At 42.9% G+C, this 21,061-nt stretch carries 17 protein-coding genes; 8 read left to right on the top strand and 9 right to left on the bottom strand.

Annotated elements, in window-relative coordinates; genetic code table 11:
• The first annotated feature begins 543 nt into the window (after positions 1 to 543).
• The 5 genes from B2400_RS15305 (at position 544) to rimK (ending at position 4,298) form a co-directional block, all read left to right on the top strand.
• Positions 544 to 1,119, top strand: coding sequence for a hypothetical protein (locus tag B2400_RS15305; RefSeq protein WP_149525185.1), 576 nt, complete (start codon positions 544 to 546; stop codon positions 1,117 to 1,119).
• Positions 1,120 to 1,128: 9 nt separating this feature from the next.
• Positions 1,129 to 1,608 carry a DNA-deoxyinosine glycosylase gene (locus tag B2400_RS15300; protein WP_149525184.1) on the top strand — a complete coding sequence of 160 codons (480 nt, stop codon included), beginning with the start codon at positions 1,129 to 1,131 and terminating at the stop codon, positions 1,606 to 1,608.
• A gap of 98 nt (positions 1,609 to 1,706) precedes the next feature.
• Positions 1,707 to 2,885 (top strand): AIR synthase related protein, encoded by a 1,179-nt coding sequence (locus B2400_RS15295; RefSeq protein ID WP_293934682.1) that lies wholly within the window; start codon positions 1,707 to 1,709, stop codon positions 2,883 to 2,885.
• A 7-nt stretch (positions 2,886 to 2,892) separates the two neighbouring features.
• The gene (locus tag B2400_RS15290) at positions 2,893 to 3,324 is read left to right on the top strand and encodes an ATP-dependent zinc protease (protein ID WP_286651956.1); all 432 of its coding nucleotides are present in this window, start codon (positions 2,893 to 2,895) and stop codon (positions 3,322 to 3,324) included.
• Positions 3,325 to 3,362: 38 nt separating this feature from the next.
• The gene (rimK, locus tag B2400_RS15285) at positions 3,363 to 4,298 is read left to right on the top strand and encodes a 30S ribosomal protein S6--L-glutamate ligase (protein ID WP_149525181.1); all 936 of its coding nucleotides are present in this window, start codon (positions 3,363 to 3,365) and stop codon (positions 4,296 to 4,298) included.
• A gap of 197 nt (positions 4,299 to 4,495) precedes the next feature.
• Here rimK and B2400_RS15280 read toward each other — a convergent pair whose 3' ends face one another.
• The 9 genes from B2400_RS15280 to B2400_RS15240 all read right to left on the bottom strand — a co-directional run bounded on the left by B2400_RS15280 (position 4,496) and on the right by B2400_RS15240 (position 14,982).
• On the bottom strand, positions 4,496 to 5,362 hold the full coding sequence (locus tag B2400_RS15280; RefSeq protein WP_149525180.1) for a glycerophosphodiester phosphodiesterase family protein: 867 nt from the start codon (positions 5,360 to 5,362) through the stop codon (positions 4,496 to 4,498).
• Between the two features lie 21 nt (positions 5,363 to 5,383).
• Positions 5,384 to 5,980, bottom strand: a complete 597-nt coding sequence (locus B2400_RS15275) for a histidine phosphatase family protein (RefSeq protein ID WP_149525179.1) — start codon at positions 5,978 to 5,980, stop codon at positions 5,384 to 5,386.
• Complete coding sequence (locus B2400_RS15270) at positions 5,981 to 7,414, bottom strand: FGGY-family carbohydrate kinase (RefSeq protein WP_149525178.1); 1,434 nt, start codon at positions 7,412 to 7,414, stop codon at positions 5,981 to 5,983.
• Positions 7,415 to 8,863, bottom strand: coding sequence for an FGGY-family carbohydrate kinase (locus B2400_RS15265; protein ID WP_286651953.1), 1,449 nt, complete (start codon positions 8,861 to 8,863; stop codon positions 7,415 to 7,417).
• A gap of 2 nt (positions 8,864 to 8,865) precedes the next feature.
• Positions 8,866 to 9,876 carry an NAD(P)-dependent oxidoreductase gene (locus tag B2400_RS15260; RefSeq protein WP_286651952.1) on the bottom strand — a complete coding sequence of 337 codons (1,011 nt, stop codon included), beginning with the start codon at positions 9,874 to 9,876 and terminating at the stop codon, positions 8,866 to 8,868.
• Between the two features lie 32 nt (positions 9,877 to 9,908).
• Positions 9,909 to 11,141 (bottom strand): MFS transporter, encoded by a 1,233-nt coding sequence (locus B2400_RS15255; protein WP_223110867.1) that lies wholly within the window; start codon positions 11,139 to 11,141, stop codon positions 9,909 to 9,911.
• A gap of 200 nt (positions 11,142 to 11,341) precedes the next feature.
• Positions 11,342 to 12,271, bottom strand: coding sequence for an endonuclease/exonuclease/phosphatase family protein (locus tag B2400_RS15250; protein WP_149525175.1), 930 nt, complete (start codon positions 12,269 to 12,271; stop codon positions 11,342 to 11,344).
• Between the two features lie 15 nt (positions 12,272 to 12,286).
• Positions 12,287 to 13,681: an FAD-dependent oxidoreductase gene (locus tag B2400_RS15245; protein ID WP_149525174.1), complete on the bottom strand. Its 1,395-nt coding sequence runs from the start codon at positions 13,679 to 13,681 to the stop codon at positions 12,287 to 12,289.
• A 32-nt stretch (positions 13,682 to 13,713) separates the two neighbouring features.
• Positions 13,714 to 14,982: an MFS transporter gene (locus B2400_RS15240; protein WP_149525173.1), complete on the bottom strand. Its 1,269-nt coding sequence runs from the start codon at positions 14,980 to 14,982 to the stop codon at positions 13,714 to 13,716.
• A gap of 151 nt (positions 14,983 to 15,133) precedes the next feature.
• On the opposite strand from B2400_RS15240, the gene B2400_RS15235 reads away from it, so the two are divergent.
• The 3 genes from B2400_RS15235 (at position 15,134) to B2400_RS15225 (ending at position 21,005) form a co-directional block, all read left to right on the top strand.
• The gene (locus B2400_RS15235; protein ID WP_149525172.1) at positions 15,134 to 15,898 is read left to right on the top strand and encodes a DeoR/GlpR family DNA-binding transcription regulator; all 765 of its coding nucleotides are present in this window, start codon (positions 15,134 to 15,136) and stop codon (positions 15,896 to 15,898) included.
• Between the two features lie 298 nt (positions 15,899 to 16,196).
• Positions 16,197 to 19,238, top strand: coding sequence for a SusC/RagA family TonB-linked outer membrane protein (locus B2400_RS15230; RefSeq protein WP_293934671.1), 3,042 nt, complete (start codon positions 16,197 to 16,199; stop codon positions 19,236 to 19,238).
• Between the two features lie 6 nt (positions 19,239 to 19,244).
• A complete protein-coding gene (locus B2400_RS15225; RefSeq protein WP_149525170.1) occupies positions 19,245 to 21,005 on the top strand; it encodes a RagB/SusD family nutrient uptake outer membrane protein in 1,761 nt (586 codons plus the stop codon).
• The last annotated feature ends 56 nt before the right edge of the window (positions 21,006 to 21,061 follow it).

Genomic DNA, 21,061 nt, shown 5'->3' with positions numbered 1-21,061 from the left:
TTTTTAGACAGCCTCTTTTTTGTGGATTATTGGGATGGGGCTGGGTTAAAAAAAGATGTAAGGATGGATGTATTGTTTTGAACCAGGAAAGGAAGGATGCAAGGATTGGCAGGATCTGGCTTAAATGTTGTTTTGAACCAAGAAAAAAAAAGATGCAAGGATGGGCAGGATCGTGTCGTTACATCCTTTTTTCGTAGTCAATACTTCATAATAAACGGCTTTACTTTCCTTCTGCTTAAAACCCTTGTAAAGCCCTTTCACATCCCTTTTAAACCCCTATCAAAGCCGCTCCCAAAGGGCTATGATAGGAGTTTAAAAGGGATGTGAAAAACGAAATAAAAAGGTAATAGCTAAACCAGATCCTGCGAATCCTTAAATCCTTCCTTTCCTGGTTCAAAACAACCCATCCTGCAAATCCTTTCAGACAACATTTTCAAAACCAAATATCAAGCCGCCATACTCTAATGTCTAATATCTAATGTCTAATGTCTCATAAAAAACAATACCCCCTCCTATTCGTTTCTATATTCAAACACTAATAATATGAGAGCACTAGCATATATTCCTCTAGCCATTGCGGTCCTAGCGGCCGCTTGTCAGGGAAATAATAACAATCAGCAGACTACGCAGACGGATAGTACCGCACTAGATACGGGTCTGGTTACTCAGGTGAAAGTAGATACTATACAGAGCATTCGTGATAACTACGAGCGAATTCATGCGATCACAGACTGGGATAAAATCGACTCGGCAGAGGTGTTGGGCGAATCGACCGAGGGAGGAATTGCTTATTTCTACTACAAGAATAACATCATGGAGAAGATGGATATCAAATATTATGGTGAGGGTGGTTACACGAATGACTATTATTACTTCAAGGACAATCAGGTTTCTTTTGTTCTGGAGGAACTCTATCGCTATAATGCGCATATGTATGCACCCGAATTTGATTATTCTAAGACCGAAAAGGCGGAGGAATTTAGGTTCTATTACTTTGATGGGAAATTCGTGAAGGGACTTCCTGAGCAGGCAGATCCGAAATGGCAGGCTGAGTTAGCAGACCGGGCTGAAGTATTAGTGCAACAAAAGGAAAAGATTAGTAAATTGAAAAGATATTAAGTTTTTTTAATGGATTTTAAATCTTCTTTTCCACCTATTATCTCCGCTGATGCGAAGGTTCTTATTTTAGGGAGTTTACCGGGCGACCTATCACTCCTCCAACAACAATATTATGGGCATCCACAGAATAGATTTTGGAAGTTGATGCACCTACTGTTCGAAGAGGAACTCAGCGGTCAGTATGAAGACCGTAAGCGGCTTCTGTTAAAGAACGGAGTGGCGCTTTGGGATGTTTGTGCTACAGCGATCCGTCCGGGCAGTATGGACTCGGATATTTCGGAAGTGCAGGCGAATGCAATTCCAGAGTTGCTCGCTACCTATCCCGGTATCAAACGCGTATTTTTCAATGGACAGAAGGCGATGGCCTTGCACGATAAGCTATTAAAGCGTGTTGAAGGCGTTGAATATATTGGACTTCCCAGCACCAGTCCGGCGAATGCTCGCTTCCATTTAGCGCTTCTTAAAGAGCATTGGGCACAGATTCTTTAACCTATCTGCCTAATAAATCTATTGAACTGGATTTAAAGGCATTTGCTCGCGAAAAACTTTCGCTATAATCAAGAGGTTTGTTTATTTTTGCAAGCAAGATGTCAGATTTAAAATACAACCAAAGAGGTGTATCCGCTGGTAAAGAGGATGTGCACAATGCGATTAAAAACATTGATAAAGGATTGTTCCCAAAAGCTTTCTGTAAGATTATCCCTGATATATTAGGTTCCGATGAGGAATGGTGTAATATCATGCATGCAGATGGTGCGGGTACAAAATCATCTTTAGCCTATGTTTACTGGAAAGAGACTGGCGATGCGTCGGTTTGGCGTGGAATAGCGCAGGATGCTATCATCATGAATGTGGATGATCTACTTTGTGTTGGTGCAATCGACAACATCTTATTATCTTCTACGATTGGCCGTAACAAGAACCTGATTCCGGGTGAAGTTATCGCAGAAATTATCAACGGAACTGAAGAAATCCTTGCGGAGCTTCGCGAGTTAGGTATGGGTATCTACTCTACTGGCGGCGAAACTGCTGATGTAGGCGATCTAGTAAGAACTATTATCGTAGACAGTACAGTTACTTGTCGTATGAAACGCGAAGACGTTATCTCCAACCACCGTATTCAGGCTGGAAATGTGATCGTTGGTTTAGCTTCTTACGGACAGGCAACTTATGAAAAAGAATACAATGGCGGAATGGGATCCAACGGATTGACATCTGCACGCCATGATGTATTTAGCAAATATATCGCTGAGAAATATCCGGAGAGCTTCGACCCTGCGGTGCCATACGATTTGGTATTCGCTGGCGGAAAGGCATTAACGGATAAGATTAAAGTAGAAACTGGCGAGGAGATTACAGCAGGTAAGCTTGTTTTATCGGCAACTCGTACCTATGCACCAGTGATTAAACAGATCTTGGATAAATACCGTTCGCAAATTGATGGTATGGTTCACTGTTCTGGCGGTGCACAGACGAAGGTATTACATTTCGTGGATGCTGTTCACGTAATCAAAGATAACTTGTTCCCGATTCCAGCATTATTCGAGTTAATTCAAAAAGAATCGAATACAGATTGGCAAGAAATGTACAAGGTATTCAATATGGGACACCGTATGGAACTTTATGTTCCTGAGGAGATCGCTGCCAATATTATCGCTATATCGGAATCTTTCGGCATCCCGGCACAAATCATCGGTCGTGTAGAGGCGGCAGATACTAAGAAAGTAACTATTCGCTCTCCGTACGGAGAATTTATTTACGAATAAATTTGACGTGGACGGCAAGAAAATTATAGGTAGAACAGAAATCATCGATTTGCCCGAATTGGGACTCTATGATATTGACGCTAAAATAGATACTGGCGCCGAGACTTCTGTTCTACACTGTGAACAAATGGAAGTGGTCAACAAAAAAGGGCATCTCTACGTGATCGGTCATATTCGTCCGAACCTCGATAGTGATAAGGTTTTGAAGTTGACTTTCCCTGTCCATCGTGAAAGAACAATTAAGAGTTCTTTTGGGCAGTCGGAAATCCGTTATATATTCCTAACAAAAATCCGGATGTTCAATGAGCTGTACGATATTAAACTCTCCTTTCGCGACAGATCAGCAATGTCCTACCCCATGCTTTTAGGGCGTAATTTTATCACTCGAAAATTTTTAGTGGATGTGGCTAAAAAAAATCTAGCCTCCAATTTGATATAAAATATAAAAGCCCATTTATCTGTTAAAGAACTAAGAAAGTGAAGATAGCTGTATTATCGACAAACAAGTCAATTTATTCGACCAAGCGTTTGGTTGAAGCTGCCGTTGCTCGCGGACATGAATGTGTGGTCATGGACCACAGTAAATGTTATGTCGGCATCCAACAAGGCAAACCATCCATACATTATAAGGGCCAAGATATTGGTGAAATCGATGCCATTGTTCCTCGTATCGGTTCGTCCGTTACGTTTTACGGATCGGCAATCGTTCGCCAATTTGAAGTAATGGGTGTAATTTCTGCCAACCCGAGTCAGGCTATCACGCGTTCGCGCGATAAACTGCGTTGTATGCAGATCCTTTCGGGCGCAGGCTTAGGTCTACCGATTACAGGTTTTGCTAGAACGGCATCTGATGTTGACGACTTAATCAATATGGTAGGTGGTGCACCGCTAGTTATTAAATTATTGGAAGGAACGCAAGGAATCGGTGTGGTACTGGCCGAGACTAAGAAAGCGGCTTCTTCGGTAATCGAGGCTTTCTATGGCTTAGGAAACAACATCCTGATTCAAGAATATATTAAAGAAGCAAAAGGAACGGATATCCGTGCTTTTGTTGTGGATGGCAAAGTAGTCGGCGCCATGAAGCGCACTGCGAAGGAAGGCGAATTCCGCTCGAACCTGCACCGTGGCGGTACTGCCGAAGTCATCAAATTAACGCGTAAAGAAAAGGAAACTGCCATCGCTGCAGCACGTGCAATGGGACTCACTGTTGCAGGTGTGGATATGCTGCCTTCCTCCCGTGGTCCATTGATTTTGGAGGTCAACTCTTCACCTGGTTTAGAAGGTATAGAGCAAGCTACAGGCAAGGATATCGCCAGCGAAATTATCAAATATATCGAAAGGCAATATGAAGCTAAACAACTCGCTAAGCCCGCAACGATAAGAACAAAGATTAAGAAACAGAGTAATCTTTAGATTAGATGTCAGATTTTAGACATTAGATATAAGAGCGTAGCGCCTAGTTTTTCTAGGCGCTATTTTTATGGATTGTCTTGAACCAGGAAAGGAAGGATGTAAGGATTAGCAGGATCATGGTCATCCTTTTATCCTTCCTTTCCTGATTCAAAGACAATACATTCTTCCTTTCATGCTCCAAAGACAACCTTTCTTTTCTATTTCAACGCTTGGCTTACTTCAATCGGTAAATCTGATTCCAAAATTGAAGCTCCGTCGGCAAACACCGCTCTAAACTTCGCTGCGCGTTCTTCTTTGGTCGGAAGTTTATCGTAAGTCGGTGCCGATGAAATCATGCACATCACGCCTTTTTCGTGAAAGAATTTGTACATGCCTTGGTTCGCTGCTTTTATCTCCGGACCAATATAAACGATCATCCGATTAAATGGCAGCCCGGATTGAACGAATTTCTCTAAATCCTGTTGTGTTTTGATATGCATTGAGAGATACTGCTTTGGGTTCTTCTCCAAGTAGAATTTTGCTTGCTCAACGTTGTGCACAGTTACCCATACCCAAGCATAGGCGTCATGCTTTTTGATGATTTCAGCTGTCATCTCCATCGGAAGATCTTTCTTATCCAGATTTAGGATGGTCTTTCCTTTCGCCCAGGCAATCATCTCGTCTAATGTATTGATCTTGTATTTTGTTGCTTGCCCTTGCTTATCTTTCAGCTTCAATTTTTTCAAGTCTGCCCATGTGTAGTCGATTACCTTTCCAGACCCCGTCGTTGTGCGGTCTAGTGTGGCGTCATGTACCATCACTGGAATACTATCTTTAGTCAAGCGAGGGTCAACCTCAAAGATGGCCAGCGTATGCTTCAGAACTTCTTCCATGGAAGGGATTGCGTTCTCTGGCATATGATTCTCAATCGTTCCTCTATGTCCGGAGATCACTTTCTTGCCCGGAGCATATTCGAAGTAAGCGTACATCTCATCTACGGTCTTGAAGTTTAGCTTATGTAGCTTTTGGGCTGAGGCTTGAAGCGATAGCATCAATATAGCGCCTGCAAAAAATAGTTTTTTCATTAGGATTTTTTGTATGCGAAATTAAGCATTCAGCTTTAACAAATTAAAACCTTTATGTTTATCCAATGTTATCAGCGTAAGTGCAGAATTCTCTTGAACAATCTTTCTATAGTTCTTTAAAGGCATACCAAGTTGGCTCGACATAAATAAACGGTTGACGCCATTGTGTCCAACAACCAAGATAGTTTTGCCATCATACTTTTCCATCAGCTCATTATAGAAACTATTTAAGCGTTCAATAACTTGCTTAGCTGTTTCTCCTGTACGACCTGCTGCATGTTCTTCGGGATTGGAAAGCCAATTGTCCCAAGACTCTGGGTCTTCAGCAATAAATTCGTCCGAACGCTTCCCTTCCCAATTACCGAAGTCTACTTCGATAAGGCGTTCGTCGGCAACCACGCGTGCTTCTTCGCCGGAAGCGATAGCTGCTGTATTCTTAGCGCGCTTTAACGGAGATGAAAAGATATGGTCGAAGCTAAATTCTTTCAACAGCTCGTTCATACGATTGGCCTGCTGAAGTCCTTTTTCCGTAAGTTCTATATCCGTTCTTCCGCAGTATTTATTTCCGTCGGCATTGTATGCTGTCTCACCGTGACGTAATAGGCAAATAGTAATCATCTATAAATAATTTAAATCGCTAAGTTTCTGTTTAAATGCTTGATACTGCTCTTCATAAGCTGCTTGCAAAGTTGTATCGGGCTGTACTACTTTCTCAATTTGAGTCATGGCAGAAGCCGCTTCGATTAAGGAAGTGTAATAGGTATTCGATGCTGCCATGATAGCTGCCCCGAATGCACCGCTTGCTTCTTTGCACTTGAATATCGGCACATTCATCACCGAGGCTCTAATCTTTAACCATACATCGGAGTTACTGCCTCCACCGGCCGAATAAACCGCCTCTACCTTTTCTCCAGAGAGATCTTCGATAATCTCATAAGCTAGGCGCTCGATAAAAGCGACCCCCTCTAATCCAGAGGTAAAGAGTGCTGCTCTGCTCGCGTTTTCAGGGAAGAAAGCTCTTGCTTGAGGCGCCATAATAGGATATCTTTCCCCCTCTTGTTTTAAAGGCCAGGCAAGAAGTCCGGTAGGGATTAGTTTTTCAGCTTCGTCGTTTAATTCTTGCAGATTTTCTGCGAAATCCAAGGATATCCAATCAGCGCCGGTATTGCTGGCCCCTCCTGGCATCCAATATCCTTCCGGGTGACGATGACTATATAGTCTTCCTAACGGATCGACCACGTTAGTCTTCGTTACGCCCTTGATTACCAATGTGGTTCCTATGGTCGTATTCCATGTCCCTGGCCTTACAGCGCCGGATGCCATTTGTGTAGCACATCCATCCGTCATCCCAACCACAACATCAATCCGCGGAATTCCCCAAGTAGCTGCTAAGTCAGCATCCAGTTTACCAACGACGGTTCCTGAAGGGACTACTTCCTGAAGCCAGCTCGGCTTTAAGCCGATCTCTTGGGTAACAAATGCGGGCCATTCCAACTTTTCAAGGTCATAGGCTGATTTTAATACATTGGTATAATCGGTCGTATGGTAATTGCCGCTAAACTTGCCAACTATATAATCAGAGGCATGGACCCAAAGGCTTATTTGCTCAGCCTTCTCAGGATATGTTTCAATAAACCAAAGCATCTTAGAGATACCCGATGAAGCATTAAAACCGGTATAGCCATCCTTCACATATTTGCTGGCGATTTCCTTGCATCGCTTACCCTGCTCTACTGAACGCGGATCGCTGTACATGATTGCATCATGCAATGGCTTTAAGTCCTTATCTAGTGGTATTACTGTCCCTGAAGTCGAAGTAACAGACAGCGCAAGGATATCGGATTTATTAATATGCCCAGGTAATGCACTGATCAGATCAGCCATCATTTCCTGGCAATCTTGCCACCATAGATCTGGAGATTGCTCCTCTCTGAATCTGTCGTCTAAATTGAACTTGCGCGCATCAGAAGCAATCAGCTTTCCCTGTTGATCTACCAATATAATTCTTGCTCCCTGCGTTCCGACGTCTACTCCGAAGAAATATTTGTCCATCTATGCTCCTACTTGTTTAAAGGTTTTACGCGCATTTTTCCACTCCAAATACAATTGCTCGAATTCTTCATGGTCTTGCGGATGGATTTCTTCTAACAGCTCAGGGCTGATGTTCGGAACATGCAACGCGTCATTACATACGAACACTCCTCCGAGCACAGAAGCCTGGCGGAATGTGTCGCGTATTTTGATGCTCTTGCCAAAGAGATTGGCGATAAACTGACGTAGCTTACGGCTTTCTACTCCGCCGCCACATGCCCAGATATAGGATTCGTTATGCGGCGAAACAGCGCATAAGAACTTGTAGTTTTCGTAGATACTGCATGCAATATCCCAAAGAATAGCGAATACAAAACTGCCACGCGTTAATTGATGTGATACCGGTGCATTGAAGATAAAGCCTCCTTTGGTCAAAGGCTCTTCCTCATCGGCAATCAGTGATCCTAACGAGGCAACACATTGCGAGTAGGTTGCATCCTCTAATTCACGTTCAATAACATCATAACCTTCATTTGGATAGAAGATTTCTTTCAAGCGCTGATAGTTCAACCCAGTTACACCGGCGTTCGCTTCGAGGATGAAGTTATGCTCGTCGATGTGACGGCTTGTCCAAGTCCGTTGATCCGCATCTTTCTCATAGGTATCTACAATCTTGATGATTGGTGTCGTCGTCCCTGATACAATGACTACGTCGTTTGCAGACGGATCCATACTGCGAATTGCCAATTGCGTATCTCCTCCCCCGACAACTACTGCTGCCTCCGCGCTAATGCTTAAGGTATTTGCCACCTCTGGAAGGATAGTTCCAAGAACAGAGGTAGCATTTTTCAATTGTGGCAATATGTTCGCTGGAAGATGAAACAAATCCAGCAAGATGTTACTCCATTGTTTTTTCTCTACATCGTAAAGCAAAGTTTCTGATGCTTGAGAATGCTCGTAGCACGTAACGCCAGAAAACTTATATTGAATCCAGTCGCTAATGCTCATCACACAAGCTATTTTGTCGAATAGATCCGGATAGACTTCCCTTACACCAACTAATTTAAAAGCGGAGAAGAGCGACGTCGGATAACGTCCTGATAGGTTGTAAACCGTGTCTTTATCGGTGAGGTCTTTTTCCCATTTACGTCCTCTATGATCGATATTTGGCATTCCCAGAAGAGAATTTCCCTCAGCGTCAATAACAACAATTCCTTCACGTTGGCTAGTTGCTGTAATGGCATTAATCTTAACCTCGCCTACCTCAGTCAGTGCATCTTGAGCAAGATACAAGATCTGGTCCCAAAGCTCATTTGGATTAAAGAAAATGGATTCCTCGTAGTTCGTATCGGACTCGTAATGAACATTCTCGCGCTTGATACTCAAGATCTCCCCGGTAGGAGTTGCTACTCCAACACGAGCATTACCCGTACCAATATCTACTATTAAATAGGCTTCTTTTTGTGCCATGATTATTGAATCGTTGTTTTATCTAAAACTGCTTTGTTAACCAGTTGTTTTATCGACTTGTTGCCGTTGATGAAGAACTCACGCAGGTTATTGTTCATAATAAATGCGTGGTGATCTTCCACCTCGTGTGTAGCTCCCGCGATATGTGGCGTTGCCAACACGTTTTTGTTCAAGATCATCTTATAGTCGATCTCATCAGGTGGTTCATTGTAGAATACATCCAACACAGCTCCTCTGATTTTACCATTCTCGATGATGTCCAGTAAATCTTCGCGATTAACAACTGTAGCACGTGCGGTATTAACGAAGATAGCATCCGATTTCATCAATGAAAAGTATTTCTTGTCGATCATACCTTTGGTCTCATTAGTCACCGGCAAGTGGATACCAATAACATCACACGCTGCAAATAACTCATCCAATTCAACCTTTTTGAATTCGGTATTTTCATCGGTATAATATGGATCAAAGTAATAGATTTCACATGGGAAATTGACAAGCATACGAGCAATGTGCTGTCCTACTGCTCCGAAGCCTACCATACCAACGCGCTTACCAGCCAATTCATTGCCCTTAAACTGCAAGTATGATGTATGGGCTCCTTCGCCCCAGTTCTTTCCTTCTAACCAGTTGATTCCTGGGATGGTATTGCGCATCAAGGTGATTACATTAGCAATAAACATCTCGGCAACCGCTTGCGCATTTCTCGCCGGCGTGTTAAATACGGGGATGCCCAATTCTGTAGCAACTGCTAAATCAATATTGGACGGTGTACCACGGCAAATTCCAACGAATTTCAATTCCGGATTCGCACGCAGAACGTCAGCAGTAATCTCATCGTGCTCCGAGATCAAGGCATCAACTCCCGTTTCCTGAATCAATGCATTTAACTCTTCAGGATTATATGCGCGTCCATGAGGTTTCCATGAACGGTAAACAATTTCATCAAAAAGGCCTTCCAACTCTTTCAAAGCTTTCTCATTCTCGTAAGGCGCTGTAAGTAATACTTTCATAATTATTCTATACTATGCTAAACTATTTGTTGTTAATTGTGTGATTCTACTCCTTTTGGAATGGTGATAAACTTGGTTAACACGGCGCTGACTAAATAAAGTCCTGCCAATACCCAGATTACCCCCGCACTTCCAATGGTGCTGATTAATAAACCTACGATTGCTGGTCCGACAAATACCGGTAGTCCTGCTCCTAGGTTGAGGATAGCCATTGCAGCTCCTTTATCTTCTTTGACAAGCGAAGGAACAAGTGCTGATAATGGAACATATCCCGCAAGCAATGCCCCCCAGGCTATACCAGCGGCCATTACTGCCCAATAACTGCCGCCAAACCAAACTGGCGAATAATAAAACAATACGGTCGTGATTGCGCATCCGACGCCACCAAACCACATGATCGTATTCTGCCATCCTAAACGGTCTCCCACAAATCCGAAGATTAGATTGAAGATGATGTTACTGGTAAAGATGGTTCCCCAGATCTGCAACCATTCTTTCGTGTCGAAGCCGTGTTCGGCCATATACATCGGAAGGAAAACTGGAAATGCGAACTGTGCCGTCGTGTTGATGACACGCACTATTCCGCCGATCAATACCTTTGGTTCTTTCTTAACGATCGTTAATCCGTTGCTCAGTTCTTGCATCTTGGAACCTTTGGAGGCTTTCGTTTCGAACTTATCACGGTTTAAAACCAATGCAAAGAACGCCCCTACCAATACCCATAAAATTGAGCTCCACAAGGTATTTTCATATCCCCAGCGTTCCAGTGCCCAGCTAGAATAATAGGCTCCCAGTACGTTTAATCCTCCTGTAAATACAAACCAAAACCATCCCACTGCTCTACCTAGGATATCTTGCGGGGCTTTATACGTTATCCAAACCATGAAGGAATACGCGAATAAAGGATATCCAAAACCTCTTATGGCATAGAAAAACAACATGGATGTGTAATCCAATTTCGCCATTCCCATACCCACAAAACCGATGGTTCCGATGATGTAGAGAAGAAGTCCCATCGCCATAGCTTTTCTAGGTCCGTAGCTTTCTGCTAATACCCCCGAAAACCAGGAAGATATTGCGATTGTAATTCCATATACGGTAAACAGTAAAGAGGATTGTTCGATGGACATGCCATGTTCAATCAGATAAGGGCTCAGCCATCCCTGCTCTACGCCGTCCCCCATCATAAAAATCAGAATACCTAAGTACCCCCATTTTAAATTGCTAGGAATCCCTAGCCTGTTCATTAAATTGTCTTGTGCCATTGGGTTTAGTGTTGTAATTGGTTGATGTAAATATGCTATCTAAAATAAATAAAAATTAACAAAATAAAATATTTTAAAAGTCATTAGACCCAAAAAAAAGGAAAAGAGAGCTATTAAGGACGCTTTTCCGTTTATTCAATTCAAGTAGTTTACAAAATAAAAGCTACTCATTCAGGTTCTACATCAACCTCGACTCAGGATTAGATATAATTAATGTCTGCTGACAAAAACCAATGGTCACTAGGCACGATATTCTTCCAGCGATCTTTTATGATAACCGACTTTGAAGCATTCAACGGACCTTTAATGAAGATGAAATCAATCTTCTTTGCTTTCGCATTTCGTTCTGCATCATCCGGACGGAACGCATTCGTAGTGCCTTCCGGCTTTGCATCGCCGTTGCTCAATACATAGCTATCTTTCCAACCAGCATTAATGATCTCCGGATACAAGCCCGCGCCATATCCATTGTTGAAATCTCCGGTAATAATCTGCGGAAAATCGTCTTGATATTGCGCTGCCTCCTCAAGTACCAGTTTAATCTGAGCAAGCTTTGCTTCATTACTTACGTGATCCAGATGCAAGTTGATCAGTCGGATTTCTTTGTTCGTCTTTTTATCGAGCAGTCGAACCCAACTGCAGTTTCTCGCTCTGGCGCTTCCCCAGGAGATACTTCCTGCGATTAGTGGAGTTTCGGACAACCAATAGCCCCCCGCCGTGATCAATTCAAAGCGCTTCTTTGAAAAAAGAATAGGATTCTTCGCAATTCCATGATAGCCTTCTTTGAACTTATCCATCTCCGGGCCATCAAATCCAAAAGCAAAGTAGTCTTTCAGTTCATTCTTTAAGTCCAAGAACTGATTTCTAAGAACTTCCTGAAAGCCAATCAAGTCGGCTTGCTGCTTCTTGATTACCTGGATACAGGCTTCACGTCGATGTTGCCAGCCCTGCCCTTTCGCATTATCTTCCGGAAGATCCACACGGATATTACATGAAAGAACCCGGAAGCCAGTATCTGCTTTTCGCGAATCCAAAGCAAGAGCTTGTTTCGTGTCAAGAAAAGGCAGACCCGCTAAAAGGCCCGCCTGTTTTATAAAGTTTCTCCTTGAAGAGTTATTAAAATCATTCATAGGATTTTGTGTTTGTTATGCGTTAGCTGCAGTTTCTTCGCCCAAGTAAGCACCTGAGTTGATAAGTTCTGCGCGTAATTCTGCCACATCTACTGCCGACGGTGATACACCCTTACGAACAGCTAATTTCGCTGCGCGACCTGCCGCCTCACCCATGGCCATACATGGTGCCATTACGCGAATTGCAGACATTGCCTCATGTGTTGTCGAAATCGAACGACCAGCAACTAATAAGTTCTTCACTTTTTGCGGAACCAATGATCTGTATGGAATATCGTAGCTATCCCCACACCATGTCAATGTACATCCGCCACCTTCTGGATGGTGAATATCTAATGGGTAACTCGCTACAGCTACCGCATCATCAAATCTACGGCAACCTAAGATATCATCTGCTGTCATCACGTAGTTTCCTACGATACGGCGGGTTTCACGAATACCTAAGAAAGGCGCCATTTTAGTGAAATGCGAATTCTCAAATCCAGGAACATATTCTTGCAAATAGCGTTGGATCTCTTCCACCTGCTTACGTCCCTCAATTTCACCGAAGGTTAAGCTTTCCGGATTTGTACCATCTACACCGTTGATACGCGACATATTGACCCATACTTCGCCTTCGCGCAAACCTGTAATTAGGATCGTACGCTCAACTGGTAAGTGGTATCCTGCCTGACGGGCTTTCTCCATCACACTGCGAAGACCTACGACGATGAATTGGTGATTCTGTCCGAAGTATTCTGCAGGAATGAAATCCGTTAAGTAGGTTCTAGGTTCTTCGGCAATAGACATACGCAACTTGTCGGTATCCACATTAGCCATACAGAACATCAAGGTTGGTGGCTGTGCGCCTCCAACTTCATTTCCTTGCTCGCACTCTACCCCTGCTTTATAAGCAACATCCGCATCACCGGTACAGTCAATAACGGTTTTAGCCAATATTACTTCTCTTCCTGATTTGCTCTCGATGATTACACCTTTAAGCTCATCACCTTCCATCACTACTCCAGCAGAGAATACATATAGCAATACTTTAACACCAGCTTCCTCTAATACCTTCAAACCAACATTCTTTACAGCTTCTGGTTCAACTAAGGTTAAACTCATATGTAAAGGACATGGGCGGTGCTCCGAAGCAGCATCAACCTCTTTCAATCTGTCGATAAACTTCTGTGGCAGACCCTTAATAATCTGATTTCCTTTTTGACCAAGGAAGCCAAGAATAGGCAAGCCAATCGTCATATTACCCCCCACAAAACTACGGTTATCGATCAATGCAACCTTCAAACCATCAGATGCTGCCGCTTGCGCTGCAATAATACCTGCAGGTCCGCCGCCAACAACCAATACATCCACATCCATACGAACCGGCGTCTCTCTCGCGGGCTCAAGAATAGTCTTTACTTCTCCCATGTCGAATTATTATAATATTTTAAATCTTTTAATTACGCTTCTATAACTGCTTGATTCTCGTCCGGCTTCTCTTTCTTAACCATAGTCCACAAAATCAAAACAGCAATCGGATGCATAAAGGCCATTGCAATAAAGATGGTTCCTGCACCCAATGAACCCATCATTTGACCCACAAAATAGTTGAACAACACTGCGCCTAATGCGCCAAATCCACCTGCAATACCCAATACCGAAGCCACGTTCTTCACCGGGAAAGCCTCCGCGATCACAACACTGATAGTAAACAACCAGCTTAAACATGCTACTGCTACCAATGCAAAGATAAAGATCGTCAGGTAGGGACTCGTTACATAGGTCGTTAGACAACACAAGGGCGCCAATATGGCAATACTGCTCAACATGATCTTACGGGCAAGCAAAGGCTCTTTACCATTTCTAACCATCTTATCAGACCATGCTGAAGTACCAATCGCGCCGATATCTGCTACTAAGAACGGTATCCAGCCGAACATTCCAATCTGTGCCAATGTCAATCCGCTCTCCTCCTGCAAATAGCCCGGCAACCAGAATAGACAGAAATACCATACCGGATCGCTGACAAAGCGAATAAGCAAAATACCCCATAAGGTCTTTCTGCTCCACAGCTGTCCCCAAGTGAAAGCTGTTTCTTCTTTCTGATCAGCTTGCTCACCTGTAGCCTCCGCTCTGATCTCTGCAGGTGGCTCCGTATAGATTAAAAACCAAAGCAGCGCAATGATCAATCCCACTACCCCTGCAACGATAAAAACCGTATGAAAATTATATCGCATGGCTAACCATGCCACCAACGGCGGAGCAATGATTGCCCCAATAGAACTACCTGCCACGCATAAACTATTTGCCGTAGCGCGAAGCTTTCCAGAAAACCAAACCGTCACTACCTTAAGCTGTGCTGGAAAGTTAGTTGGCTCTGCCGCTCCTAACATTCCTCTAAAAAATAAGAAAGAGCCGAAAGTCCGTGAGAAGCCACCGCCCAAACAAGCAATCGACCAGCCCAGAATACCACCAAGCATTACCTTGCGCTCGCCAAACTTATCAACCAACCATCCGGATACCGGATACATCAGCGCGTAGAATACCGTAAAGACATTCAACACCAACGCATAACCATCATCTCCTAAATCGAACTCCTCTTTCAGCATCGGTTTCAATATCGAAACTATCTGACGATCATAGTAGTTAAAAACGATTGCCAGAAAAATGACGAATATAATGAACCAACGACGTTTATGAGCTGGAATCGGCAGTATAAATTTTGACATAAGGTGTTTTGGTTATTGCTGAATCTAAATCTAACAAGTCAAATGTAGAAAAAAAGATTAGAAATAAAACATTTTTAAATAAAAAAAAAGAAAGCCACAAATAGGAAAAGTCGTTTATATTTGTTAAACTTATTAACTGACACAATGAATTATGAGGAATATAACAGATAGACACGAATTCATTCTAAAGAGCTTAAAAGAAAAAGGAAAGATTACGATTGACTGGCTATGTGAAACAATGAAAGTTTCCAGCGTAACTATCCGAAAAGACCTAAAGCTTTTAGAAGACAAAAACTTGTTGTTCCGCATTAAGGGAGGTGCCTCCAGCAGTAACCCTTATGCAATTGACCGTCCTATATTAATCAAAGAAACTATTAATAGTGACGAAAAACAACGCATCGCAATTGCCGCTTTACGACTGATTAAAAACAACGACTCCATTATGATTGGATCTGGCACTACGGTCTTCGCATTAGCAAAGAACCTAGAGTCCACTCAGGGATTAACTGTGATTACACCAGCTTTAAAAGTAGGCTTAGAACTTAGCGGAAAGCCAAATATCGAGGTTTTACAGCTCGGTGGACTTATCCGTTCCAATAGCTCATCCGTTGCTGGACACTATGCGACACGGATATTGGAAGACATCAGTTGCGGCATCCTATTCTTAGGTGCAGATGGTATCGACCTGGAATTCGGGATCTCCATTTCCAATCTTCCCGAAGCTACCCTAAACCAAAAGATGTTACAAACATCGCAAAAGGTAGCCATACTAGCAGACAGCTCAAAGTTCGGAAAGAGAGGTCTTGGTAAGATCTGCGAACTCATCGACGTAGACTACATCATTACTGACCCAAAAGTATCGCCCGATACGGTCAAAGCTATTGAAGAATTAGGCATAAAAATGATTCTTGCCTAAGACATCTACCCTCATTTTATTCATCTACCTCAAAAAAAGATTTTTAAACGCTTGTGTTTAAAAATCTTTTTTTTAATTTCGAAACATTGTTTAAAAAACAATAACCAATACCAATTTGTGGTAAAACCCATGTTATATGTTATATTATCTTACAATTTAATAAGAATACAATATAGCCTTAACATAATGTTAATATTATAAATCTAGTTTCGAAACATTATTTAAGAAATAAAAACACACTCCGTAAGGAACACATTACTTATTACATTTTTACCTTCTATCATTAACAAACATCTAAATGAAAAAACAATTACAACTCATTTTAATGCTGTTAATAATGCCATTGGGAATGGTATTAGCTCAACAGCCATTACAGATAATGGGGAAAGTGACCGACACAGAAGGGGAACCTGTGCAAGGTGTCTCTATCAGCATCAAAGGTCGACTTAACGCCATTACCGCAACAGATGACGCTGGAGCTTACTCCTTACAAGCTGAAAACAGCGATGTCCTAATCTTTAAAGGTATCGGTTTTAAAACCGTAGAAAGAACTGTATCCGGACAATCGACGATCAACGTTACGTTAGAGAACGATCTAACCAACTTAGATGAAGTAGTCGTTGTTGGATATGGTACACAAAAGAAAACTAATCTTACAGGTGCAGTGTCAACAATCAGCGCATCTCAATTAGAGAATCGTCCTGCTGTATCTGCCTCTACTGCTTTACAAGGTCTAGCACCTGGGGTAACCGTGACCTCACAAACAGGAGCACCAGGGGGCGACCAAGCTTCGATCCGTATCCGCGGTGTTAACTCCTTCTCATCTGCAAGTGAGCCGTTAGTAATCATCGACGGTGTGGCGGGCGATTTAAACTCCATCGATGCGAACTTAATCGAGTCAATGTCGGTATTGAAAGATGCTGCATCAGCGGCTATCTATGGTTCTCGCGCTGCAAACGGTGTTATCTTGGTAACTACAAAGCGTGCGAAAGATGCGTTCAACTTAACTTATAAAGGCTACACAGGTTGGCAAGACGCGACCTTTATCCCGGAAGTGACAGACGGTCGCACATTTATGCGTGTATTCAATGAAGCAAGTATCAATGATGGTGGTAAAGAAATATACACACAACAAAACTTCGACGAATTCGATCAATTATATGCCGAGAACCCGGACAATTACGATTGGCAGAAAGCGATCTTAAGTGGCTCAGGATTCACACAGAACCATTTTGCATCCTTATCTACCGGTTCAGGTATTATCCGCGTTAATCCATCTTTAAGTTATGTTAAACAAGATGGTTTGATCAAGAATACAAACTACCAACGTTATACTTTCAGAAATAACATGGATATCAACCCGAACGATAAATTAAATATCAAGGTTGACTTATCGGTTATGAACGGCGACCGCTTACAGATTGCCAATGAAGGAACCATCTGGAATTACCTAGGTCGTATGCCTACGAATATTCCAATCCGTTATGGCGACAAATGGTCTGAAGGATGGGTTAAGAACAACCCTGTAGGCTTTATCGAAGATGGTGGAAACAGAAAAGTAAATAACATCGAGTTAATCGGTAATCTATCCCTAAACTACAAGCCAGTTAACTGGTTATCCATTACTGGTTTAGTTGCTCCTCGCTATCGCACGAGAAATATTCACAACTTCTCTAAAGCGTTGATGACTTATTACTCGGGCGGAGCAGAAGCAGGTGCAGCAGCAGAGTCAACAGAATTAACAGAATCTGCTTACCGTTATTTCTACGGAAACTACCAATTCCACGCTACAGCGGCAAAAACTTTCAACGACCATAGCTTAAGCTTAATGGTGGGTACTTCACGTGAAACTTACGACGAAAAATACCTAATGGGCTTCCGTCGTGACTATACTTACGATACTTACGAAGTATTAAATGCGGGTGCTGATACCGAAACAAAACGCAATGATGGTACACAAGACCAGTGGTTATTAGTTTCGGCTTTCTCACGTTTCAACTATGCGTTCAAAGACCGTTACTTATTCGAAGCTAACTTACGCTACGATGGTACTTCACGCTTCCTAGGCAGTAATCGTTGGGCAACATTTCCTTCATTCTCTGCAGGATGGCGAGTAGAGCAAGAACCATTTATGGAAAACTTGCGCTCTAAGATCAATCAATTAAAAATCAGAGCATCTTGGGGTATCCTTGGAAACCAGAATATCGGTAGCACTTACCAACCATTCTCGGAAAACTTAGCCTTAGGCGGTATCTCAATGGGTGGCGCCATCAGCCAACTGGTAACTTTAAATACGCTTGCTAACCCTGACCTTCGTTGGGAAGAAACAACAGCAACAGGCGTAGGTTTAGACGCGACTTTATTCGACAAATTCAGCTTTACATTCGACTGGTACAAAAAGCACACGAATGGTATCTTAATGACTCTCCCAATCTCGGCATTATACGGATTGAACGAGCCATACCAAAATGCGGCGAAAGTAGAAAACTTAGGCTGGGAAGTTGGTGGTCGTTATGACAACCAATGGAATGACTTCAAATTCGGATTAGGTTTCAACTTCTCGGATGTACGAAACAAGATTCTTGACATGAGAAGCAGACCGGTAGGAACATTGCTTCGCCAACAACAAGGCTACGCGATCAACTCGATCTATGGCTATGTTTCTGATGGCTACTACCAATCACAAGAGGAGATTGACAACGGCCCGACGCAATTCGGAACTTTGAAACCTGGAGATATCCGTTTCAAAGATATCGCTGGCGCATTTGATGCGGACGGCAATGCAATCCCTGATGGAAAAATCACGGATGCGGACAAACAGATTATCGGTAATACGATTCCTCGTTACACTTACGGTGTAAACTTAGATTTAGGCTATAAAGGATTCAAATTTAGCGCATTCTTACAAGGCGTTGCGAAAGTTGACGGCTACTTAGATTCACACTACGTAATCCCGGCAGTAAACTCATCAGCAATCAAACCTTGGCAATTGGATTACTGGACAGAAGACAACAGAAATGCTTCCCTTCCGCGCTTATCCGTTACCTCAACAAACAACACACAAAACTCTGATTTCTGGTTGAAATCAGCATCATACTTACGTCTTAAGAACATCCATTTAGGATACCAATTCCCGAACGAATGGTTCCAAAACGCGAAGATCGGAGGAATCTACATCTACGCAAATGGACAGAACTTATTCACCAAAACCAACTTCTACGAAGGCTACGACCCAGAGATCAATTACAATGCGGGCGCAGCACAAAACGTATCGCTAGGCGGTGGTAACTACTACCCACAAGTTAAAGTGTACACATTTGGTTTAGACATTAAATTTTAAGACATCATGATTAAGCATACAAAAAGAATATTAGGAATTAGCATGTTATGCGCAGCATTGATGACATCATGCGAATTGGATCGTTTGAACCTGAACGGTCCGTCCACAGAAAATTTCCCGTTAGACGCTAAAGAAGCCGAACTTGGATTATTAGGAGCATATAAAGCTTTGACATTATTAGACGCGTCTAGCACGCCGATCTGGCACGTTATGGACAATATCACCGATATCGGCTATGCACGTCCGGGAAACAATTATACATCCCCTATTACGAGTTCGATTACTACAGATAACGCATTAGCGACAAAACCATGGTCAGCACATTACAAGACTATCGCTCGCGTGCACTTGGTATTAGATAACCTAGAGCCCTTGAAAGCTACAATGGGCGAAGAGCAGTATAACAAAATCAATGCTGAACTACGTTTTATCCGTGCTTACTGTTATTCTCAATTAGTTGAGCTTTATGGCGATGTCGCTTTATTGACGAAAGCGTTAAAGCTGAACGATGAGCTGCCGGGAAGAACCGACAAACAACAAGTCGTAGACTTCATCATCAACGAATTGGCGCAGACTGCAGAACACCTACCGGTTTCACAAAAAACATCAGGCAATGTTCGCGCTTCGCGTGTTGCAGCTTACATGTTGCAAGCCCGCGTAGCATTAAACTTTCAAAGATATGATGTCGCGGCAGAGGCCTCGAAAAAAGCACTTGATCTAGCGAAAGGTCAGCACGCGCTAACGCCATTTGACGCAACCATAGCCTATGTTGGTAAAGGACATGCGGACGGCGAACCGCAATCGGCAAACATCTTCGGACACGCTGGATATGCAGAAAGTAAAGAATGGATCTGGGTGGCAGAATACAACAAAGCCATCAATGCCAATACGCATAACCAGACTTACTACATGGCGTCACGCCTGGGTAAAGGAGTATGTTACTGGGGACCAACACAAAACTTCATCGACTCATTTCAGGACATCGAAGGAAAATACATCACCGAGTCGACCATCTACAACGAGGCGAAGCCATTCGAAAATCGCGACCCTCGCTTAGATATGTACACCGCACGCCCGGGATCACGTTACTTCGGCTTCCAGTTCGAACCGAATGCGAAGTTCTCCAAAGTCAACAACTACTGGCCGGTGATCAATGGAACAGGTACAAAACCTTCATCGCAGAACAATACCGATGCAACAAATGCTTACCGTTCGTTCTCCGGATATTTATGGAGAAAACATACCGATTTAAGCGAATATGCAACTACCTCCGTATCGGGAGAATCCGATCTTAATGTAGGTATCTTCCGTTACGCTGAATTACTATTGATCTACGCAGAAGCAAAGATCGAAAGCGGAAGCATCGACCAGTCGGTTTATGATGCTATCAACGAAATCCGCTCACGTGCCAAGATGCCGAACCTTCCTCAAGGTTTATCTCAGGCACAGATGCGCCAAGCATTGCGTTACGAGCGTAAGGTAGAACTTGCAAACGACGGTTTACGTTGGTTCGACTTACGCCGTTGGAATATCGCTAAAGACGTTATGAACGGATACATCTACCTGAACAGAGATGCAAACGCATGGACGAAAAGCGCGATCCAAAGAATCGATGAAAATGCTAACCCGGTTTACAACCATAGTGTAGCAACAAAATCATTCGGCACGCAAGAAGTAAAATTCCAGGTAAACAAAGATGAGTACTGGCCAATTGACATCAAAGAAATGGATGCAAACCCAGCAATGACTCAGAACCCGGGATATTAACAATGGATTTATTCAAATCACAATAGTATGTAAATATCAGCAAGCGTGGCCCCCTC

Source organism: Sphingobacterium sp. UBA6645, assembly GCF_002455685.1.
Lineage (GTDB): Bacteria > Bacteroidota > Bacteroidia > Sphingobacteriales > Sphingobacteriaceae > Sphingobacterium > Sphingobacterium hotanense.
This window is presented reverse-complemented; position numbering and strand designations above follow the sequence as displayed.